Origin of the sequence: Pandoraea iniqua, assembly GCF_902459685.1 — a bacterium.
Taxonomy (GTDB): domain Bacteria; phylum Pseudomonadota; class Gammaproteobacteria; order Burkholderiales; family Burkholderiaceae; genus Pandoraea; species Pandoraea iniqua.
In genome coordinates this window covers 686,495-707,098 of record NZ_CABPSF010000002.1, presented here as the reverse complement: position 1 = coordinate 707,098, position 20,604 = coordinate 686,495, and the positions used below count along the sequence as shown (strand labels likewise).

Genomic DNA, 20,604 nt, shown 5'->3' with positions numbered 1-20,604 from the left:
CGGCGGCTTCGCAGTACCGAAGCACTGCGGCCGCCCCCGTGCAGCCCATGCCACGGGGGAAGGCAGCGTCGCCGGGGCAGCCTCCGCTCAATAGTCGGCCCGCAACGTGAGCATGAAATTACGGCGCTGGCCGTACTCGCCGTAGAACGTCGACGGCACCCGCGCGTAATACTCGCGGTCGAACAGATTGTTCACGTTGAACTGCGCTTCAAGGCGACGGTTAAAGCGATAGGCCACCATCGCGTCCCACACCGCATAGCCGCCCTGCACGGCGCCCACGGTGCGATACGTCGCGCTTTGCACCCGCACGCCACCGCCCAGACGCAGCCCGTTCAACATGCCGTCCGAGAAGCGATACGTCGTGTACAGCTTGAACAGGTGCTGCGGCTCCTCGCCGTCCAGCGACTGACCGGCCTGCTGCGGATCGTTCTCAAAGCGCGAATTCAGCAGCGTGTAACCGGCATAGACATTCCAGTTGCGCGTGATCTGGCCGTTCACTTCGGCTTCCCAGCCCTGACTGCGTGCCGAGCCTGCCGCCACCGACCCCGTCGGATGCAGCGGGTCGGCCACCGCACGGTTGACGTCGGTCATGCGGAACGCCGCCACCGTCGCATTCAGACGGCCATCGAGAAACGCGCCCTTCATCCCGATTTCGTACTGCTGCCCCTCACGCGGCGCCAACCCCTGACCGTCGAACGTGGTCGCCGTTTGCGGCGCGAAGATCTTCGAATAGTTGAAGTACGCGTTGATCAGCGGCGTAATCGCCAGCACGACGCCGCCATACGGAATGAACTTGTGATTCGCCCGCGACGTCGTGGTCCATGGCGTTTCCGTCGGGATCAGGCTCTGGCTCTGCTGCTGATACCACGCCTCGCGCCCGCCCAGCACGACGGTGAGCGGGTCGAGCACGCGTAGGCGCGCCTGACCGTACACACCGAACTGCTGCATGCGCAGGTTGTTGCCGTAATCGAACGGAATCGTCGGCTCGACGCTCGGCGGCGCGAAAATGCTGAAGTTGCCCAGACTCTCGTAGCCCGACAGGCTGCGCTGCTGCGTCATCTGATAGTTCACCCCGGCCAGCCATTCATGCTTTCGACCGAACGCCTCGACCGGCCCCGAGAGATGCGAGTCGACGCCGAACAGGTTGTTCTCCATGCGCTGCGACTGCCCGGCATAGTTGGCCGTCAAGGTCACCGGGTTGATGCCCGGCCCGAGATAGGCGTACTTGCTGTTGCTCAACAGATGCCGGTAGTTGACCGTCGTCGTGGAGACGACGCCGCCATCGAAGCGGTGTTCAAGCTTGGCGTTGACCTCCTGCATCGCCGTCCAGCTGTAGTTCCAGTCCGGCGAGAAGTTGGAATTGACCGGCGCCTTCAAGAACTGACGGTTGGTCAGCAGCGACTGGCCATAGTCGAACGCGTCGAGCGGGTTGACCTGATACGAGCCCGAGAGCGAAAGCAGCGTGCGCGGCGTGAGATCGAATTCGAGCGCGCCGTACGCGAGAAACTTGCGCTCGCTCGCCCGCGTGATCGACTTGTTACCGGTGTCGCCCGTGAGCACGGCGCGGCCGCGAATCGTGCCGCTGTCGTTGAGCGGACCGGTCACGTCGATCATCTGGCGGTAGTGCGCCCACGAACCGAGGGACGTCTCGCTGCGCACGGCAAACGTGTCGCCCGGGCGCTTGCGCACCAGATTGACGGTGCCGCCCGGCTCGCCCGTGCCATCGAGCAACCCGGCCGGGCCACGGAAGACTTCCACGCGGTCGTACATCGACAGATCGAACTGCGGCTGGTACTGAATGCCGCTCAGAATCGACACCCCGTCGAACTCCACGCCGACGTTATACCCCCGCGCATTGAAGTAGTACGTGCCGTCGCCATAGTTCACTGCCGTGATGCCGGTGGTGTATTGCAGGGCATCCGACACCGAGGTCATGGCCTGATCGTCCATGCGGGCGCGGGTGACGACCGACACCGAATTCGGAATGTCCTTGAGTGCCTGTTGCGTCTTGCCGATGGTGGTCGTCGGCGTGCCGTACGAATCAGTCCCTTCCGTCTGTGCATCGCGCTGGGCGTTGACGGTCACGGCCGGCAGCGCGGCAGCAGTGCCTGCGGGTGCCGTCGCGGCAGCCGTCTGCGCTTGTGCAGCTGTCGCGGTGAACATCAGCATGGCGAGTGCCATGGGCGTGTAGCGAAACGCGCGGTGCGACTGCCCTGCCCTCGCACCGTCAGTCATACGGCCCCGAGCCGCGCGGTGAGGTTTCTGGTTCTGATTCGTTTGCATCGTTGACAACACTTCCCCTTATTGCCGGCCTCAGCCGGCGATCGATGATTCGTGACCCTAGGGTCTGACGGGTATGACGGATGTTTTGTAGTGGACGGCCGCGCCAGCCCCCGAAGGGCTAAATCCCGCTACACTGGCGGGAAATATCGCAAATGAGACTCATTACTAAATTTGCGTGTGGTCCGGCGCAACACATTGATGGCTATGGAGAATATCGGGTTAAGAAAAAGCAAGGACGACAATAAATATCGATTTTTTGACATTCAACGTCCGATTGACGACACCCGAAAACAGTAACGCGTATGAACGATTTTTTGCGCAAGCGATTCCCCGATTCGGTGCGTCCGCTGCCTCGCGATGTCTTTGCGCAGGTGACGACGTATCGCCATGGCGAGCGACTCATCTGGCACCGTCATCGGCACGGTCAACTGGTGTTTCCCGTGCGCGGCGTAGTGCGCGCGCTCACCCCGCTCGCGATCTGGACACTGCCGCCGACACGTGCGTTGTGGCTGCCCTCAGACGTCGAGCACGAGCTGCATGCGGTGGGCGACACGCAGATGTGCAACGTCTACTTCGAGCCGAAGCAATTCCCGTGGGACTGGACCCGCCCCAATGTGATTGCGGCGACACCGCTCATTCGCGAATTGGCCGCGACCGTGGGCCGCGAAGGCGACAGCTACGGTCCCACGAGCCGCGCGGCGCTGTCGGTGCCGCCGCTCATGGGGGTGCTGCGCGAGTCTGCGGCGACGCCGGAGCGGGGTGTGCCGGTGCCACGCGATGCCCGCCTGCAAGCCATCTGCGAACACCTCATGAACGACCCCGCCAGCAAACTGACGCTCGACTTCTGGGGAGAACAGTTCGGGGTGAGCGGGCGCACGCTGGCTCGTCACTTTCAGGCGGAGACGGACATGACGTTCGTCACGTGGCGTCAACACCTGCGCGTGGCGGAAGCCATTTCTCAGCTCGCGCATGGCGCGTCGGTGGCCGCCACAGCGGATGCCTTCGGCTACGCCAGCGCGAGTGCGTTCATCGTGATGTTCAAACAGATCACGGGGCGCACCCCGCAGCGCTATCTGGCCGACGCGTGATGGTCCTGCGGGAGACGTCGGCCTTCAGCGCGCGTAGCTCACCGGCATGCCGCCGTCGGGATTAGGCAGCACGCCCATCGGCACACCGTAGATGGTTTGCAGCGTGGCTGGCGACATCAGTTCTGTCGGCGTGCCGCGCGCAATCGGTTTGCCTTGCTTGAGCGCCAGCAGCGAATCGCAGAACCGCGCGGCCATGTTCACGTCGTGCAGCACGATCACCACGCCCAAGCCATGCGTGTCGGCCAATTCGCGCACGAGCTTGAGCACGTCGAGTTGATGCGCCACGTCGAGCGCCGACGTCGGCTCGTCGAGCAACAGGCATTGCGCCTGCTGCGCCACGAGCATCGCGAGCCACACCCGCTGGCGCTCGCCGCCCGAAAGCGATTCGACCAGCCGGTCGGCAAACACCGCCACGTCGGTCTGTGCCATCGCGTTCTGCACGGCCTCATGGTCCTTCGCATCGAAACGCCCGAGCGCACCGTGCCACGGATAGCGCCCCAGCGCGACCAGTTCGGCCACCGTCATCCCGGCAGCCGCCGGCGGCTGTTGCGGCAGATATGCCACCCGGCGCGCAAACTCGCGCGCGCCCCAAGACGAGAGCGTCTTGCCTTCGAAATGAATCTCACCGCTGACCGGGGAGAGCTGGCGGGCGAGCAACTTGATCAGGCTGGACTTGCCCGAGCCGTTGTGGCCGATCAAACCATGCACCTGCCCGCCCGCCAGTTGCAGCGTGAGCGGCGCGAGCAGCGTGCGGCCTTCAACGGCGAAAGAGACCTCGCGCAGGTCGAACATCGGAGTATCAGTCATGAGCGTTCAGGAGGTGCCGTGCCGGTGGCATGGGTGAAATCGGTCGAATGAGGCGGCTGCGGCGCACGAAGCTGCCCGTAGTCGAGTTGAATCAGGCGATCAGCAAGATCGAAGTAACGGTCGTCGTGCGTGATGACGAGCACCGTCTTGCCGCGCGCCTTGAGTGCGGGCAGCATCTGCCGGTAGAACACGTCCTTGAAGAGCGGGTCTTGATCGGCGGCCCATTCGTCAAACACATAGAACGGACGGTCTTCCAGATACGCGACCAGCAGCGCGAGCCGTTTGCGCTGCCCTTGTGAAAGATCAAGCGTCGAGAAGCGGCCGCCTTCAATCGAGACCTTGTGATCGAGTTGCAGCGCCTTGAGCAGTGCGCTCGCCTGCGCATCCAGCCCGTCGGCAGGCAACCCAAGCAGGTGTTCGAACAAGAAGAAGTCGCTGAACACCACCGAGAACCGCTGACGATAGCGGTCTCGCCCGGCTTCATCCACCGGCACGCCATCGACCGTGATCCGGCCATGTTCTGGGCCATACAACCCCACGATCAGCTTGGCCAGCGTGGTCTTGCCGCTGCCGTTGCCACCGACCAGATACACGAGTTCGCCCGGCCGGAACGTCAGACTGATCGGGCCCAGTGTGAACATCTCGTTCTCTTGCTCGCGATAGTAGCGATGCGTCACACCTTCGAGCGCTATCTCGTGGAACGCGGGCGCATCGGGCACCGGTACCGCCGGGAGCAATTCACGCGGCAGTTCGCTTTCGACTTGTGCGATCCGCTCGAACGCCACCCGCGCCGTGCCCAATGCGGGCAGCGACGAAAGCACGCCCTCGATCGGCATGATCATGTACAAGAACACCAGCGCGTAGCCCGACACCACGGCTGGCGGCAAGTCGACGTGACGCAACACCACGAACAGCGTCAGGCCGATGAACGCGAAGAGGATGAAGCTGCCCCAACTGGCCGCGGCGGCATACAGCACGTACCCGCGCGTGCGCTGCACACGCACCGCTTCGACATTCTCAGCCAGCCGCTCTTCGATGAACGCCTCGCGGCGACCGCGATGCAGCTTGAGTTCCTTGGCGCCGTCGAAGAGCGCGCGAAAGTCCTTCACCAGCGATTCTTCCCGCTTGCGCGAGCCGCGCAGATGCAGCAGCGCCCGCGTATTCGCCATGCGAAAACCCGCCGCGCCAATGAAGATCGTGACCACAGCGAACACCAGAATCTGCCACGACAGATAACCGAGATACGCGAGACAGCCGACAATCACGGCGCCCTGCATCGCCAGCACCGGCAGGCTCACGAACAACACGACGACCGCATCGAGATCCTGTGTGAGCACAGCTAGCGCACGGGCAATGCCATGCCGTTCCAGACTGGCGTACGGCGCCGCGCCGATGCGACGCAGCACCTGCATACGCAGCGTCGCCTTGGCTCGCTGGCCGAGCGACATGAAAAGCGTTTGCGACAGCGCGCGCGTCACCAGCACGAGCACGCCGAGCCCGAGAAATTGCAGGCCGAGCGTGCCCAGCTGTTCGTGCGACGCGGTAAGCGCCTGATTGATGAGGGCGACTAGACCGGCGTTACCGAAGCCGCTCACGAGACTGCCGATGAACGCGATGGACAGCGGCCATCGGGATGAACGCACCAATTGCCAAAACAAGGACATAGGAGGGGGACCTCTCTTTTGTTATGTGATTTCTTATGTGATTTCTTATGTAATTTTTGGGGACTTCAGGCCACCTGACGGCGCAGGTGCCACAACAGATACGGCGCACCGATCAGCATGGCGAGTACCCCCGCAGGCAACTGCTGCGGGAACATCAGATTGCGGCCGAGCCAGTCGGCCACGATCATCAGCAGCGCGCCCGACACGCCTGCTGCCACCGCCTGCGAACGCGCCTTGCCGAAACCGGCCATGCGCGCCAGATGCGGGGCCAGCAGGCCGACAAACGACAACGGTCCGATCACCAACGTCGCTACGGCACTGAGTACCGCCGCCAGACACCAGATCCACAGACGCGCCCGGCGCACGTTCATACCGACCGCGCGCGCCGTCGCGTCGCCCATCGGCAACAGATCGAGCCAGCGCGATGCCAGACACGTCAGCACCAGACCGGCGATGGCCGCCAGCGCCGCGCCCGCCGCAATGCCCGGCCCGACGATGTAGGTGAGCCCCAGCATCAACGAGCGCAGCAGAAATGAATTCGCATTGCCGCTGGCCGTGGCAAGCGCCACGAGCGACTGCGCCATGCCCGAAATCGCCACGCCCGCCAGCAGCATGCGCGTTGGCGAAAAGCCGCCACTTCGCCCCAGCCAGAGCATGACCGCCAAACTGATCGCGGCCCCGGCAAATGCCGCACTGAACAACGTCGTCGCCGCCGGACCGCTCACCGTCCACGTCAGAATCAGCACGCCGAGCATCGCCCCGCCGCTCACACCAAGCAATTCGGGACTGGCCATCGGGTTGCCGCTCACGCGCTGCAACAGCGTCCCAGCCAACGCCAGCGTCATACCCGCCGCCGCCGACGCGACAAGTCGCGGCAAGCGCCACGGCAACGCGTCGGCCCACTGCGTGCCGCTCAGCCACTGCCAGCCGTCCAGCGTGCGGCCGGTGTGCAGCGCAATCCACACGAGCACCAACCCGCCGGCAAGCGCCAGCACGAGCCAACGCCAGCGATGACGGGCACGCGCCGGCGGCGCAGCGTCCGGGGAGGTGATCTCGCCGGCACGCGTGCGCCGAAGCAGCCACAACAGCAACGGCCCGCCAAAGAGCGCCGCCGCCGCGCCCGTCGGGATCACCGCGCCGTCGAGCAATGGCAGGCATTGCACGACCTGATCGGTGAACACCAGCAGCAGCGCACCGATCATCGGCGCCCAGAGCAATTGATCCCGCAGGCGCCGTGCACCGGCCAGACGCACCAGTTGCGGGCCAGCGAGACCGATAAAACCGATGATGCCGACCGCACTCACGATGCAGGCCGAGAGCACCACGGCGACCGCCAGCCCGGCAGAACGAATCCACGCCACACGCGCGCCGAGTTGCCCCACGCTGCGATCGTCGAGCACGAAGAGCGTGAGCGGACGCAGCAGCAGCGCGGCGGCCACGGCACCGACAACCACGCGTGGCAGTAACCAGAGCGTGTCGTTCCAGCCGTTCTGCACGAGCGAGCCAGCGCCCCACGCGAACACGCCGACCAGCGCGCGCTCATGGGTCATCGACAGCATGATCGTCAGACCGCCGAAATACAGGTTGACGATCATGCCCGCGAGAATGACCGGCACCGCGGCGAAGCGGCTGCGCCACGTCAGCCCCATCACGATGCCGATGGCCAGTGCCGCCCCGCCGAACGCCAGACTCGCGCGCCATGCCAGCGCGAGCGTCGGCAGCCAGATCGCCGCAGCGGCAAGCACCAGATAAGCCCCGGAGGCGACGCCGAGCGTGAGCGGTTCGGCGAGCGGATTGCGCAGCACCTGCTGGAACATCACCCCCGCGAGTGCGAGCCCCGCGCCTGCCAACGCCGCCATCACCAGACGCGGCAACCATGCGTAGCTCACGAGCAGCGCCGACATCGCGCTGGCGGGCGTCTGCCCCGTCGCATCCGTCGCGGGCACGCCATGGTTGAGGGCTTGCCAGACCGCTGCGCCAAACGCGGGCATATCGACACCGGCGGGCCGCAACGATGTGAACGTCCAGACGATCAACAACAATGTGGGGAGCCCGACGATCAACGCCAGCCTGACCAAATGGCTTTCCGTCCCCCCGGCACGTGCACCGCGCGAGAGGTCTGCTATCAACGGCCCTTGAGAATTCGAAGCGCTCATGCCGCACCTCCGGTCAGTACGGCCGTCAGGGCGTCAGCCAGACGCAGTGCCGTGGGCGTGCCGCCCGTGGGCAGCATCATCGGCAAGGTACTCATGCGACCGCCATGCACGAACGGCAAGGCCTGCCAGAGCGGGCTTTGCCCCAGCATTTTCACCACCTGCGGCGACGATCCGATCAGCATGGCGCGCGCCGACGCATCGCCGCCGATCTGTGTGTAATCGACCTGCGCCATGCCTTCCGTATCGCTCGGACGACGCCATGCATTGGTGAGACCGAGCGCGTTCAGCGTGCCGCCGAAGACGCTCTCGCTCCCGAACACGGCGGTCAGGCGCGTATCGATCGGTGTGATGAGATAGATCGGCCGATCCGCCGCGCCGTGTTGCGCGATGCGCGTGCGTAAGGTCGTCAGACGCTCGTCCGTTTGCTCGATGAGTTGGGTCGCGGCAGCCGGCCGGCCGAGCGCTTCGCCTAGTGCCTGAACGCGACGGCGGGCGAGCAGATAGCCGTCCTCGTGACGATGCGCCGCCGGGGCGACGAACACGCGGGCGATCCGCGAGAGCGAATCGAATAGCGGTGCATGCAATGGCGTGACGACGATCAGGTCGGGCCGCAACGCCTGCACCACCTCAAAGTTCGGCTGGAACAGCAGACCGGTATCGACCACCGACGGCGGCATCTCCGGCGTGCCCGCCAACGCGCGATACCAAGGCGGGCGAGACATACCCACCGGCACCACGCCAAGCGCCAGTATCTGCGCGCCCAGTCCCCAGTCCATCACGACGACGCGCGGTGTTTTGCCAGCGTCCGTGGCCGCCTGCGCAATCGCCGGCATGAGGATCGAAGCGACCGGCGGCACCAGCGCACCAACGCCAAACGCCGCCAGAAGGCGGCGGCGGGCGGCAAACGATTGTCGTTGCATCACCATTGATAACGGGCAGTCCCTAAGACAGTTCGCGTGGCGCCCCAGTAACAGAGCGACGCTGACGTGCAATACGAAACGTATTCGCGGTTAAACAGGTTGTTGACGTTCACGGCGAAGCGCCATTGCTGCCAGTCGTAGTGCACGGCGGCATCGACCAGCGTGCGGCTCGGCACTTCGAACGAATTGGCCGCATCGCCCGCCGACGAACTCATGTAGCGCACCCCCGCGCCGAAACCAAGATTGCGCAGCATGCCTTCGTGCAGCGTGTAGTCGGCCCACAGCGCCAGATTGTTGCGCGGCGCGATCTGCGGACGCTTGCCCTGTGCCGTCGTGCTTTGCATGACGATCTGATTCAGATACGTGTACGACGCGATCAGCATCAGGTCGCGCGTCACATTGGCGCGGGCTTCGGCTTCCAGCCCGCGCGAGCGGACCTCGCCGGTCTGCGTCGGGAACGTCGGATGCGCCGGGTCGACCACGCTCACGTTTTCCTGACGAAGATCGAAGGCCGACAGCCGGAACGACGCGTCGTAGTTTTTCGGCTGATAACGCACCCCGATCTCGTATTGCTTGCCTTGCGTGGGTTGCAACGGTGCGCCCGAGAACGTCAGGCCCAGCACCGGCGCGAACGACTTCGCATAGCTGATATACGGTGCCACGCCATTGTCGAACGCGTATGACAGCCCCGCCCGCCACGTGAACGCGTGGTTGTCGGCCTCGCTCTTTGCACCGTTGTTGACCGAGCGCGTCGTGGCCCAGTCTTCGCGCATGCCCAGCGTCAGCACCCAGCGTTGATAGCGAAGCTCGTCCTGCGCGTAGAGACCGGCCTGCGCGAGCGAATAGTCGAGGCGCGTGTTCGGCGCAATGCCGGTGAGCGACGCGTAGTTCGGGTTGAACAGATTCAGTTGCCCCGCGATCCCGCCGCCGTACATGTCGCCTTCGAGCACGCGGCGATAGTCGAAGCCGAACAACATCGTGTGTTCCACCGGGCCGGTCGCGAATTTGGCCTGCGCATTCGTGTCGATCTGCCACTGGCTCACATGCTCGTGATCGGTGTTGCCCCACATGTAGACCGTGCGCTGGTCCGGACTGAAACCGCTTGTGACCGACGTCTGGTAATAGTTCTGATCGATGTGCAGATAGCGCGCGTTCTGCGAAATACGCCACGTATCGTTCAGTTGCTTCGCAAACTGATAACCGAACCAGTACTGCGTGCGCTGCATGCCGTCACGCGTCGGATCACCGAAGTACTGATCCGGGCCGAGCCGGCCGTTCGGATTGACGAACACCGTGCCGCTCGTAGGTACCGGGTTGAACAGACCACCCGCCGGGTCGCGCTGATAGCCGGCCAGCAGCGTGAGCGACGTGTCGCGATCGGGCTTGAAGGTGATCGACGGCGCGATGGCCAGACGCTCGTCCTTGATCGCGCTCACTTGGGTCTTCGCATCGCGTGCGAGACCGACCACGCGATACAGCACCGTACCGTCCTGATTGAGCGGCCCGCTCAGATCGAAGCCCGCCTGATAGGTGTTGTGATTGCCGATTTGCAGCGTCACTTCGTGCTGCGCCTGCTCGGTGGGCAGCTTGCTGCTGTAGTTGACCAGCCCGCCCGGGTTGCCCTGACCGTACAGCACCGACGACGGGCCGAACATCACGTCGATGCGATCGAGCAGATACGGGTCGACTCGCGCCGTCGCGAAACGCGGCGACTGGAAGATCGCCAGTCCGTCGAGGTAAGCGTCGAGATCGAAACCGCGTGCACGCAACTGATCGAAGCGCACGTCGGTGCCGTCCTGCGTGTTCACCCCGGTGGTGTAGCGCAACGCCTGATCGATGGTGATCGCGCCCTGATCGTCCATTTGCTGGCGGGTCACAGTCGACGTAGCCTGCGGCAATGTGAGCGTATCGGCATCGGTCTTGGTACCCGTCCTCATGCGCTTGGCGACATAACCCCGGCCCGGACCGCTCGGATTCTCCGCGAGCGAGGTGTCGGTCACCTGCGTCGCCGGCAGCGCAGCGGTGGCATTGGCCGCGGCCGCTGTTCCATTCACCGCGCCATTCGCGGCATTACCGGCGCCATTGGCAGCAGACGCGCCCACGGTCGCCGAATCCACCTCCGCTGCCCAGCCGTACTGGCCGAATACCGTGCTGCCCATCACCAGTGCCATGGTGGTCAGGCGTCGGGCGTGTGCCCGCTTCCCCGTATTGTTCTGATTCACTTTACCGATCTTCCCGCGTCAGAGTCATTCCGTCTGAATGAATGTAAATAAATGAGACGCATTACTATTATCACTCGTATCCGTCCCTAAACCGCCATGGCTATTGGTAGAATACCGGGGAACTTTTTGCTGTGAATCACAAAAAATGTTGAGAAATGGACATTTTCTGTCCATTTCTCTAAGCTTTTGCGCAGCGAGTGCCTCATCAGGGCACTCGCGGTGAGCCCAGAGTTGTCGATCGGTCCGGTTGGGAAGATGTCATGAAGGAATTGCTGCTACGCCGCTATCCGCAAACGCGCCGACATTTGTCGCGTGACGTCACGTTCGTTGGGATGGAATGCGAGGACGGCGAGCGACAGCCGTGGCACCAGCATCAGCACGGTCACGTGGTCATGGCGTTGCGCGGCGTGGTGCGCGTGCTCACGCCGGCGCATACGTGGACCCTGCCCGCCTCGCGCGCGCTGTGGCTGCCACCCAATACGCCGCACGAGTTGCACGCGGTCGGACGCATGCAGTTCTGCACGATCAGCATCGAACCCGGTTCCGTGTCGTGGTTGTGGCCCAACGCGCTCGTGCTGACCGTGGGCCCGCTGCTGCGCGAGTTGGCCGTCGACATGCTGGCCGACGGCATGCATTACGCGCCGGACAGCCGCACAGCGCTCTCTGTCCCCCTGCTGCTTCGCCTGCTGCGCGAAGCCGCTGCCCCCGGCGAACACGGTTTGCCGCTGCCCAGTTCAGCCAAGCTTCTTGCGATCTGCGAGCACATGATGATGGCGCCCGCGACGGACTACTCGCTGGAGCGTTGGGGAGAAGAGATGGGGGCGAGCGGCAAGACACTCGCACGCCGGTTCAAGGACGAGACCGGCATGACCTTCGGGCGGTGGTGCCAGCATATGCGCGCGTCGGAAGCGATCACGCGGCTGGCCCTCGGTGCGTCGGTCGGGGACGTGGCACTCGCGCTCGGCTATCAGAGCCCGAGCGCGTTCATCGTCATGTTCAAGCGTCTGTTCGGGCGCGCACCGCAGCAGTATCTGGCGGTGGCGGAACGCTGACGCATCAACACTTCAACACTTCAACGTTTCAATCTCAGTGCACACCGATCACCGGTGACGCACTCGCGGCGAACGTGTCGCGAATCGAAGCAATCGCGGCCACGGTTTCGTCGATGTCGTCGTCGCCGATATGGCGGTGCGTGACCAGCCGCAGCATCGACTGACCGCTGGCACGCGCCAGAATGCCGTACCCGGCGAGCGCCGCCTCCCACGCATGCGGGTCGCTCTCACGCTGCTCACCGACGCGCAGCCGCACGATATTGCTGTGCGACGGTATCGAATCGACGAGTAGCGGATCGATTTCCGCCAGACCGGTCCAGAGTCGATGCGCGCGGTGATTGTCGTCGGCCAGACGCGCCACCATCGTCTCCATCGCCACCTTGCCCGCCGCGGCCATGATGCCCGCCTGCCGCAACCCGCCACCGACCATGCGCCGGAACGTGCGCGCCTGCTCGATCAGCGCATGCGAGCCCACCAGCATCGCGCCCATCGGCGCCGACAATCCCTTCGACAGACAGAACGTCAGGCTCTCGCAGTGTGTGGCAATCGTTGCAGCATCCACGCCAAGCGCTGCCGCTGCGTTGAACACGCGCGCGCCATCCAGATGCACCGGCACGCCCGCACGCGACGCGAGCGAGTGCACGTCCGCCAGATAGGCCAGAGACGGCACGTAGCCGCCGGAGTGATTATGCGTCGACTCCACGCCGACCATCGCCGTGGGTTGCCCATAACGGGAAAAGCCGGGGCGCAGTGCCCCGGCCAGTGCATCGAGATCCATCTCGCCGCGCACCGACGGTATGGTGACCGGATAGAGATGCGCGAGGCGCGACATGCCGCCAGCCTCCGACTTGGCCATGTGCGCCTGCGCATCGATCACAGCTTCTCCGCCGCGCGTGGCGTGGCACAGCGAGGCGATCAGATTGCCCATCGTGCCGGAGACGACGAACATCGCCTCCTCCTTGCCGGTGGCGACGGCCGCCAGATGTTCGAGGGCGCGTACCGTCGGGTCGCCCTCCAGCGTGTCGTCGCCGAGCGACGCGGTTTGCATCGCTTCCCACATCAGCGCGGTCGGCCGGGTAACGGTATCGCTGCGCAGATCGACGACGTGTTCGGTATTACGTTGGGTCATGCGGGGAACTCCTGACCGTGCGCATGGCTGCCGACTTGGCCCGCCTGCCCCGCATTCGACTCGGCGAGCGCCGCTTGCACGGCCTCGGGCGATTCGTACGGAATACCGGCGAGCTTCATCACGAGCTTGATGGCCACGGTGTTGCTGAAAACGTTGATCGCAGTACGGCCCATGTCGAGGAACGCGTCGACACCGGCGATGATCGCGAGCGCCTCGATAGGCACGCCGATCGTGGTGAGCACCATCGCAATGGCAACCAGCCCGCCCGACGGCACGTTGGCGCTACCCTTGCTGGCCAGCGTCGTCACCAGCACGATGGAAAGCAACGTGGGCATATCGAGCGGCACGTGATACGCGTCGGCCAGAAAGCCCACGGCCAGCGCGAAGTACATGATCGAGCCATCGCGGTTGAACGCGTAGCCCAGCGGCAGCACGACCGAAGCGATGGCTTTGGGCACGCCCATGGCGATCAGCTTCTCCATGTGCAGCGGCAACGTGGCCTCGCTGGAGCGCGTGGCGAACGCGAGAATCACCGGTTCGCTGATCGCACGCGTGGTCGCCAGCGGCTTTTCGCCGATGGCCTTGAGCAAGATCCAGAACAGCACCAGCAGCACGCCGAGGCCCAGATACATGGTGCCCACGAGCTTGACCAGCGCCAGAATCGTGCCGACACCCTGCGTTGCGAAAAGCCACGCGATGATCGCGAAAATGGCGATCGGCGAGAGCGAGATGATCCAGTCGGTGAGTTTGAACACGGCGCCCATCAAGGCGTCGAGCACGCCGACGAGCGGCTTAGCGCGCTCGCCGATGGCTGACAGCGCCATGCCGAGCAGCACCGCGAACACCAGCACCGGCAACAGGTTGCTGCCGCTCATGGCCGCAAAGATGTTCGACGGAATCATCTCGAGGAAGAACTTCGTCCAGTCGACCGACGCCGCAATCGGCTTGGCCGAGGCGTGCGCGGCGGCAAGGTTGGCACCGAGCCCCGGATGGAAGATCGCATTGAGCCCCAGACCGATCACGATCGAGACGAGCGTCGCGATGAAGAAGTAGACCATGCTGATGGCCGAGACACGTCCCAGCGCGCGCGCGTTGTGTCCCATCTGGTAAATGCCGAGCGTGATGGCCGTGAACACGAGCGGCACCACGATCATCTTCACGGCTTGCACGAACGCTGTGCCCACCGGCATCAACTTCGTGGCCAGCCCCGGCGCGACCATACCGCAGACGACACCGAGGGCCAGACCGATGAGCATCTGGACGGGCAATGGAATGAGGCGTTTCTTGCTGGCAGAACGGGACGACATGACGGCAATCTCCGAAAAAAACGTGACGGCTTGGCGGGCGTGATCGATCCGATCAGCGCGAAGCACCGGGCGATCCGGCGGGGACGAGCGCCTGCAAACGGGTTTGCATGGCGTGCGTAAGGTGGTCCCAGACACTGCGCTGGGCCTCCTCGGGACGCCCGGCGGCGATGGCGTCGAAGATCGCGAGGTGTTCGCGAACTGCGGCGCGCGTGCGCTCGGCGTCGTAATGCGGAATGCGTTGCAGCGCCAGACCGTTCTGGGTGCGCAACGCGTGATAGGTCTCGACCAGCCGCACGTTGTCGGCGGCGGCAAACATCGCTTCGTGGAATTGCCAGCCCACGCGCTGCGTGATGTCGACGTCGAGCGGCACGGCTTCGTCCTGCGCGTCGAGGGCGCGCAAGCGCTTGGCCACCTCTTCCAGCGCCGGGGTCACGCCCTTTTGCGCGGCGAGCCACGCGGCCATGCCTTCGAGTGCCAGACGGACTTCATGAATTTCGCTCAGATCGCGCACCGACAACTGGCGTACGAAGGTGCCGCGCATCGGCACGATCTCCAGCAAACCGTCGTTGGCGAGCGCCCGGATGGCCTCGCGCACAGGTGTGCGGCTAATACCGAAGCGCTCGGACAGCGCGCGCTCGGAGAGGGCCTCACCGGCGCGAATTTCGCCGGAGACGATCAGGGCGCGAATGGCGTTGTAGGCCGAATCGCTCAGGGCTGGGGTGCGTTGGGTCTGGTTCATAACTGGTATACCAGCAAAAAACAATTTGCCGGTCAACGCGAAAATCTGTGAAGTGGCGGCTTTTGCGGGTAAACGATGACCGTGCGGGCGGTCCCGTCGGCATCTCATTGGCAACGACGCCACACGGCTGCCCCCGGCATGCCGCTCAGTGACGTGTTGCTCCGCAGCATCACGTGCCCCGCAATTCAGCGAACGATTAAATTACAGTTTATTAATTGAAAAACTCGGCGATCCCTTATCCGGCTGTGAAACGGCTGTGAAATCACAAATATCGAATCACACTTAGTTTTATCGAACAAAACCAGAAGAAATGGCACCAAAAATGGGCCTAACAATTGCTTGACGCGCCTAATTCACGCGCGTACATTCCGCCACGAATCAATCATCAGGGGACACCCCAATTGGACAGTTGTAGTTGCCCGTTACCGCTTGAACGGTAGATCCCGGCCCGACGTCCGTCCCTTTTGGTCGCCGTCTCGCCGGAGTGCGAGAGGTGCGCCATATTTGCGCTCAGTTGATTGACACCGGAAGCCTTCCCGGTTCGACTGACCAGATCCCCGCCTTCCCCAGATCGTCATGCGCTTGAAGTCTGCTCGCCTGTAACGGCAAGCCGAGACCTGTGCGCGTGTTCACCGTGAACGCTTGCAAGCTGCTGCGCCGATGCCGGTCGCGGCAGCGCGGCGTACGCACGTTCTTGCCCGCGAGTCGCCACTGCTATCCAACGGTTCCCTAGCCTAAGGAGAAATCGATGCCCGACCCTGACAGTTGCTTATGTCGGTCGCATGTCATTGACACATACGCACTTCAAATCACCTTTAAACCGGAAATTCCTTCGAATTACCGGCAGGTATTGCGTCGCGTGGCGAATCACGATTTACGTTGCCGGATTAAATCCCGACTGACGTGACCCGACTCGTCTTTCACGTGAACGCAATGCCATTGCCTCCCTCACGTGAAAAAAGAGATTCGGGAAATGAACAAAATCCATCTATCGGGCGCGAACAAACGGATTGCCCTCGCCGGCCTCGGCGTGATCGCAACGCTCGCCCTCTCGGTCGAAGCCGTACGCTGGATGTCGACGACCAGCCACGCTTCCGTCAAGTCCGACGCCACCGAGCACGCCATCGTGCTGCGTGAAGGCGACAAATACATCGTGCCGCCGGACTCGGCGTTGCGTTCCCGGTTGAGCGTTGCCGCCGTGGGCCTGCGCGACGAGCCCCGCATGGTGCAACTGCCCGCCACCGTCGAAGCCGACCCGGCGCGCACCGCCAACATCCTGCCGCCGGTGGCCGGTCGCATCGTCGAGCTCAAGGTTCATCTGGGCGATCACGTCACGAAAGGCCAGCCGCTGCTGACCATCGACTCGGGCGATCTGGCACAGGCTTGGTCCGATAACGACAAGGCGCGCGACGCCTTCACCCACGCCGGCACCACGCTCAAGCGCGTGCAGGGCCTGCGCGATGCGGGCGCGGGCGCTGCGAAGGATCTGGAACAAGCGCAAAGCGATTACACGCAAGCGCAAGCCGAGCTCACCCGCTCCGAGACCCGCCTGCGTGGCATCGGTGCCGACGCGCACACGCGCGGCCGTCAACTCACGCTGGTTGCCCCCTACTCCGGCACGATCACCGCACTGTCGACGTCGCAGGGCGGCTATGCCAACGACCTGACCGCGTCGCTCATGACCGTGTCCAATCTGGATTCCGTCTGGGTGACGGCCAACGCGCCCGAGAGCAACGTCGCGCTGATCGCCAAGGACCAGCCGGTCGACGTGGTCTTTCAGGCGTATCCGGGCCAGACGTGGCACGGCAAGGTGAGCTTCGTGAGCGAAGTGCTCGATCCCGACACGCGCCGCGCCAAGGTGCGCATCGCGTTCCCCAACACCGACGGCCGTCTCAAGCCAAACATGTTCGCCACGGCGACGTTTGCCGTGCCGCAGCAGCGTTCGGTCTTCGTGCCGAACTCGGCGCTGATCATGAACAACGACAGTACCGTGGTGTGGGTGGAAGTGGCCCCGTGGACCTTCGTGAAGCGCACGGTGCAGCCGGGTTACGGCGAGCCGGACGGTGCGCGCGTCGGTGCCGGGCTGACGGTAGGCGATCGCATCGTCGTCAAGGGCGGGGTACTGCTCAATGATTAACCGCCTCATTACCTTCTGCCTGCACAAGCGCGTCGTCATCTGGGTGGTGGCGCTGCTCGTGGCCGCCTTCGGCTGGTACAGCTGGACGCAAATGGCCGTCGAAGCCTACCCGGACATCGGCGACGTGACCGCGCAGGTCACCACGCAAGCCCCCGGCCTTGCTGCCGAGGAAATCGAACAACAGATCACCGTACCGCTGGAGCGTGCGCTGGGCGGCACGCCCGGTGTGGTGTCGATGCGCTCGTCGTCGACCTTCGGCCTGTCGCTCATCACGCTGGTGTTCCGCGATGGCGTCGAAGACTACTGGGCCCGTCAGCGGATCAACGAACGCATTGCAGGTGTCACGCTGCCTTCGGGCATCACGCCGGGACTCGACCCGGTGACCGGCCCGGCCGGCGAGATCTATCGCTATACGCTGGAGTCGGATACCAAGAACCTGATGGAGTTGTCCGAGCTTCAGCGCTGGGTCGTGATCCCGGCGCTGCAACAGGTCGCGGGCGTGGTAAACGTCGACAACTTCGGCGGCTTCACCATGCAGTACCAGCTTGAGCTCGACCCGGTGCAGTTGCAGCGCTACAGCATCGGTCTGAACGATGTCACCACGGCCATCAACAACAACAGTGCCAACGCCGGTGGCAGCCGCATCTCGCGCGGCGAGCAGGGCTATGTGATTCGCGGCATCGGCATGGTGCATTCGCTCACCGACCTCGGCAACATCGTGGTCACGCAGCGCAACGGCGTGCCCGTGCTGGTGAAGGATCTGGGGCGTCTGACGTACAGCCATCAGGAACGCGAAGGCATTCTCGGCAAGGACCACAACCCGGACACGATCGAAGGCATCGTCGAGATGCTCAAGTATCAGAACCCGTCCGAAACGCTCAAAGGCGTGCACGCGAAGGTTGAAGAACTGCGCAAGCAGCTCGAGCCGCAGGGCGTTCGTCTCGTGCCGTACATCGACCGCGACGACCTCGTGCAGAACACCATCCACAAGGTGTCGCACACCGTGGCGGAAGGCGTGGGTCTCGTATGCATCGTGCTAATCCTGTTCCTAGGCAGCCCGCGCAGTGCGCTGATTGCCGCCGTAACGATTCCGCTCGCGCTCGTGGCCGTGTTCATCATGATGCACTTCACGAACATGCCGGCGAACCTGTTCTCGCTGGGGGCCATCGACTTCGGCATCATCGTCGACGGCGCCATTGTCGTGACCGAAGCGATCTTGCGACGGCGGGAAGCGGCACCCGAGGCCGTGCTTACCGAAGGCGACGTGCTGAGCGCGACGATACAGGTGGCGCGCCCGATCCTGTTCGCTACGCTAATCATCATCACCGCCTACCTGCCGCTGTTCGCCTTCGAGCGCGCAGAAGCCAAGCTGTTCTCGCCGATGGCCTACACGGTGGCTTACGCATTGGCCGGCGCCTTGCTGTGCACGTTCATGCTGATTCCCGGGCTGGCGTACGTGGCACTGCGCAAACCGCGCAAGGTCTTCCACAACGTGCCGCTTCAGCGCGCGCAGGCTGGGTTCCAGCGCTGGCTCGACAAGTTGTTGAATGCCCCCCGCATGGCCATTTCCATCGGTGTGTTCGCACTGGCGGCGGTGGTGGCGATGGGCGCGACGACCGCTCGCGAATTCCTGCCCGATCTCGACGAAGGGTCGCTGTGGCTGCAAGTGCAATTGCCGTCGGGCCTCTCGCTCGACAAGGCCAGCGAAATGGCCAGCGAGTTGCGCACGGTGCTGCTGAGCTTCCCTGAAGTGTCGTATGCCGTCACGCAGTTGGGGCGCAGCGACAGTCAGGCCGACCCGTGGACGCCGTCGCATATCGAAGCGCCGGTGGGGCTCAAGCCTTACGACACGTGGCCGCACGGGGAAACCAAGGCCGAGTTCGTCAGCAAGCTCAACGATCGTCTCAAACAGATTCCGGGCATGTCGGTCGGCATCAGCCAGCCGATCATCGACGGCATCAACGACGCCGTGGGCGGGGCTCACAGCCCGCTGGTGATCCGCATCGTCGGCGACGATTTCAAGGAACTGCGCCGTATCGGCACCGAAGTCGTGGGGGTGCTCAAGCAAGTGCCGGGCACGGCCGATGCGTCGATCTTCGAAGAGCCGCCGATTCCACAGATCGTGGTGAATGTCGACCGGGCCGCGGCTGCGCGGTATGGCATCAACGTGTCTGACGTGACGAATCTGATCCAGACCGCGATTGGCGGTGCGTCGGTGAGTCAGGTCTACGTGGGCGACCGCCAGTACAACGTGACCGTGCGCTTCCCGCCGAACACGCGCAATAGCCCCGAGACGCTGGGCAATCTGTTCGTCAATGCCCCGGGCGGTGCGCAGATTCCGTTGTCGGCACTCGCCAGCATTCGGTATCAGAGCGGTGAGGCGACCATCACGCACGACATGAGCAAGCGTGAGCTGATCGTTCGCATCGACTATGCGCAGCGCGGGCTGTCGGATTATCTCGCCGACGCCGAGAAGCGTATCGATGCCAACGTGAAGTATGACCACAGCAAGTACCAACTCGTGTGGGGCGGACAGTTCGAGAATCAGCAGCGGGCGCAGGCACGGCTCACGTTGATCATGGGGCTGGTGCTCGCGTTGATGCTGGTGTTCCTGTTCGCGGAATTCGGCAAGCTGCGTCAGGCCGCGTTGATTCTGGGCGTGGTGCCGCTGGCAACGCTCGGCGGCTTGATTGCCCTGCGGCTGACGGGCGAAACGTTGAACGTGGCGAGTGCGGTGGGCTTTATCGCGCTGTTCGGAGTGGCCGTGCAGAACGGCATCATCATGATCGCCAATATCAACCGTGTGCGCGCGGAGGGGTTGGGCTTGCGTGAGGCGGTGATTGCAGGCGCGGTCGAGCGCTTCCGTCCGGTGCTGATGACGGCAACGGTCGCGACCGTGGGCATGTTGCCGGCGGCCATGGCCATCGGCGTGGGCACCGACGTGCAGCGCGCACTCGCCACTGTGGTGGTGGGCGGGTTGATCGTCGCCACGCTGCTGACGCTGTTCATTCTGCCGACCTATTACTACGTCCTCGAACGCTATATGGAAGAGCGCGCCGCAAAGCGCGCCCTCGCAGCGGCCGAACCGGCACAGGGGTAA

At 64.0% G+C, this 20,604-nt stretch carries 13 protein-coding genes; 4 read left to right on the top strand and 9 right to left on the bottom strand.

Annotation, left to right across the window (positions count from 1 at the left end; all coding sequences use genetic code 11):
* Window positions 1-87: 87 nt before the first annotated feature.
* The gene (locus tag PIN31009_RS08820; RefSeq protein ID WP_150789973.1) at window positions 88-2,235 is read right to left on the bottom strand and encodes a TonB-dependent siderophore receptor; all 2,148 of its coding nucleotides are present in this window, start codon (window positions 2,233-2,235) and stop codon (window positions 88-90) included.
* Between the two features lie 350 nt (window positions 2,236-2,585).
* On the opposite strand from PIN31009_RS08820, the gene PIN31009_RS08815 reads away from it, so the two are divergent.
* Window positions 2,586-3,371, top strand: a complete 786-nt coding sequence (locus PIN31009_RS08815) for an AraC family transcriptional regulator (RefSeq protein ID WP_150789972.1) — start codon at window positions 2,586-2,588, stop codon at window positions 3,369-3,371.
* Window positions 3,372-3,395: 24 nt separating this feature from the next.
* Here PIN31009_RS08815 and PIN31009_RS08810 read toward each other — a convergent pair whose 3' ends face one another.
* The 5 genes from PIN31009_RS08810 to PIN31009_RS08790 form a co-directional block, all read right to left on the bottom strand.
* Window positions 3,396-4,178 (bottom strand): ATP-binding cassette domain-containing protein, encoded by a 783-nt coding sequence (locus tag PIN31009_RS08810; protein ID WP_150789971.1) that lies wholly within the window; start codon window positions 4,176-4,178, stop codon window positions 3,396-3,398.
* Window positions 4,175-5,842: a cyclic peptide export ABC transporter gene (locus PIN31009_RS08805; RefSeq protein WP_150789970.1), complete on the bottom strand. Its 1,668-nt coding sequence runs from the start codon at window positions 5,840-5,842 to the stop codon at window positions 4,175-4,177. Before PIN31009_RS08805 ends, PIN31009_RS08810 begins: the two co-directional genes overlap by 4 nt.
* A 65-nt stretch (window positions 5,843-5,907) precedes the next feature.
* Window positions 5,908-7,998, bottom strand: a complete 2,091-nt coding sequence (gene fhuB / locus PIN31009_RS08800) for a Fe(3+)-hydroxamate ABC transporter permease FhuB (protein WP_150789969.1) — start codon at window positions 7,996-7,998, stop codon at window positions 5,908-5,910.
* Entirely contained in the window at window positions 7,995-8,918 is a 924-nt protein-coding gene (locus PIN31009_RS08795) for an ABC transporter substrate-binding protein (protein ID WP_217426776.1), read from the bottom strand. Before PIN31009_RS08795 ends, fhuB begins: the two co-directional genes overlap by 4 nt.
* Window positions 8,918-11,140 (bottom strand): TonB-dependent siderophore receptor, encoded by a 2,223-nt coding sequence (locus tag PIN31009_RS08790; RefSeq protein WP_246185570.1) that lies wholly within the window; start codon window positions 11,138-11,140, stop codon window positions 8,918-8,920. The genes PIN31009_RS08795 and PIN31009_RS08790 overlap by 1 nt, the downstream gene beginning before the upstream one ends.
* A gap of 260 nt (window positions 11,141-11,400) precedes the next feature.
* On the opposite strand from PIN31009_RS08790, the gene PIN31009_RS08785 reads away from it, so the two are divergent.
* Window positions 11,401-12,192, top strand: a complete 792-nt coding sequence (locus PIN31009_RS08785) for an AraC family transcriptional regulator (RefSeq protein ID WP_087688376.1) — start codon at window positions 11,401-11,403, stop codon at window positions 12,190-12,192.
* Window positions 12,193-12,226: 34 nt separating this feature from the next.
* On the opposite strand, the gene PIN31009_RS08780 is transcribed toward PIN31009_RS08785, so the two are convergent.
* The 3 genes from PIN31009_RS08780 to PIN31009_RS08770 are packed head-to-tail and all read right to left on the bottom strand — an operon-like array spanning window position 12,227 to window position 15,367.
* On the bottom strand, window positions 12,227-13,321 hold the full coding sequence (locus tag PIN31009_RS08780) for a GntG family PLP-dependent aldolase (RefSeq protein WP_150789967.1): 1,095 nt from the start codon (window positions 13,319-13,321) through the stop codon (window positions 12,227-12,229).
* On the bottom strand, window positions 13,318-14,628 hold the full coding sequence (locus tag PIN31009_RS08775; protein ID WP_217426775.1) for a dicarboxylate/amino acid:cation symporter: 1,311 nt from the start codon (window positions 14,626-14,628) through the stop codon (window positions 13,318-13,320). The genes PIN31009_RS08780 and PIN31009_RS08775 overlap by 4 nt, the downstream gene beginning before the upstream one ends.
* A 52-nt stretch (window positions 14,629-14,680) precedes the next feature.
* Window positions 14,681-15,367, bottom strand: coding sequence for a GntR family transcriptional regulator (locus PIN31009_RS08770; RefSeq protein ID WP_058379577.1), 687 nt, complete (start codon window positions 15,365-15,367; stop codon window positions 14,681-14,683).
* A 973-nt stretch (window positions 15,368-16,340) separates the two neighbouring features.
* Between PIN31009_RS08770 and PIN31009_RS08765 the strand changes: the two genes are divergently transcribed.
* Window positions 16,341-17,504, top strand: coding sequence for an efflux RND transporter periplasmic adaptor subunit (locus tag PIN31009_RS08765; protein ID WP_150683860.1), 1,164 nt, complete (start codon window positions 16,341-16,343; stop codon window positions 17,502-17,504).
* A complete protein-coding gene (locus PIN31009_RS08760) occupies window positions 17,497-20,604 on the top strand; it encodes an efflux RND transporter permease subunit (protein ID WP_150789966.1) in 3,108 nt (1,035 codons plus the stop codon). The genes PIN31009_RS08765 and PIN31009_RS08760 overlap by 8 nt, the downstream gene beginning before the upstream one ends.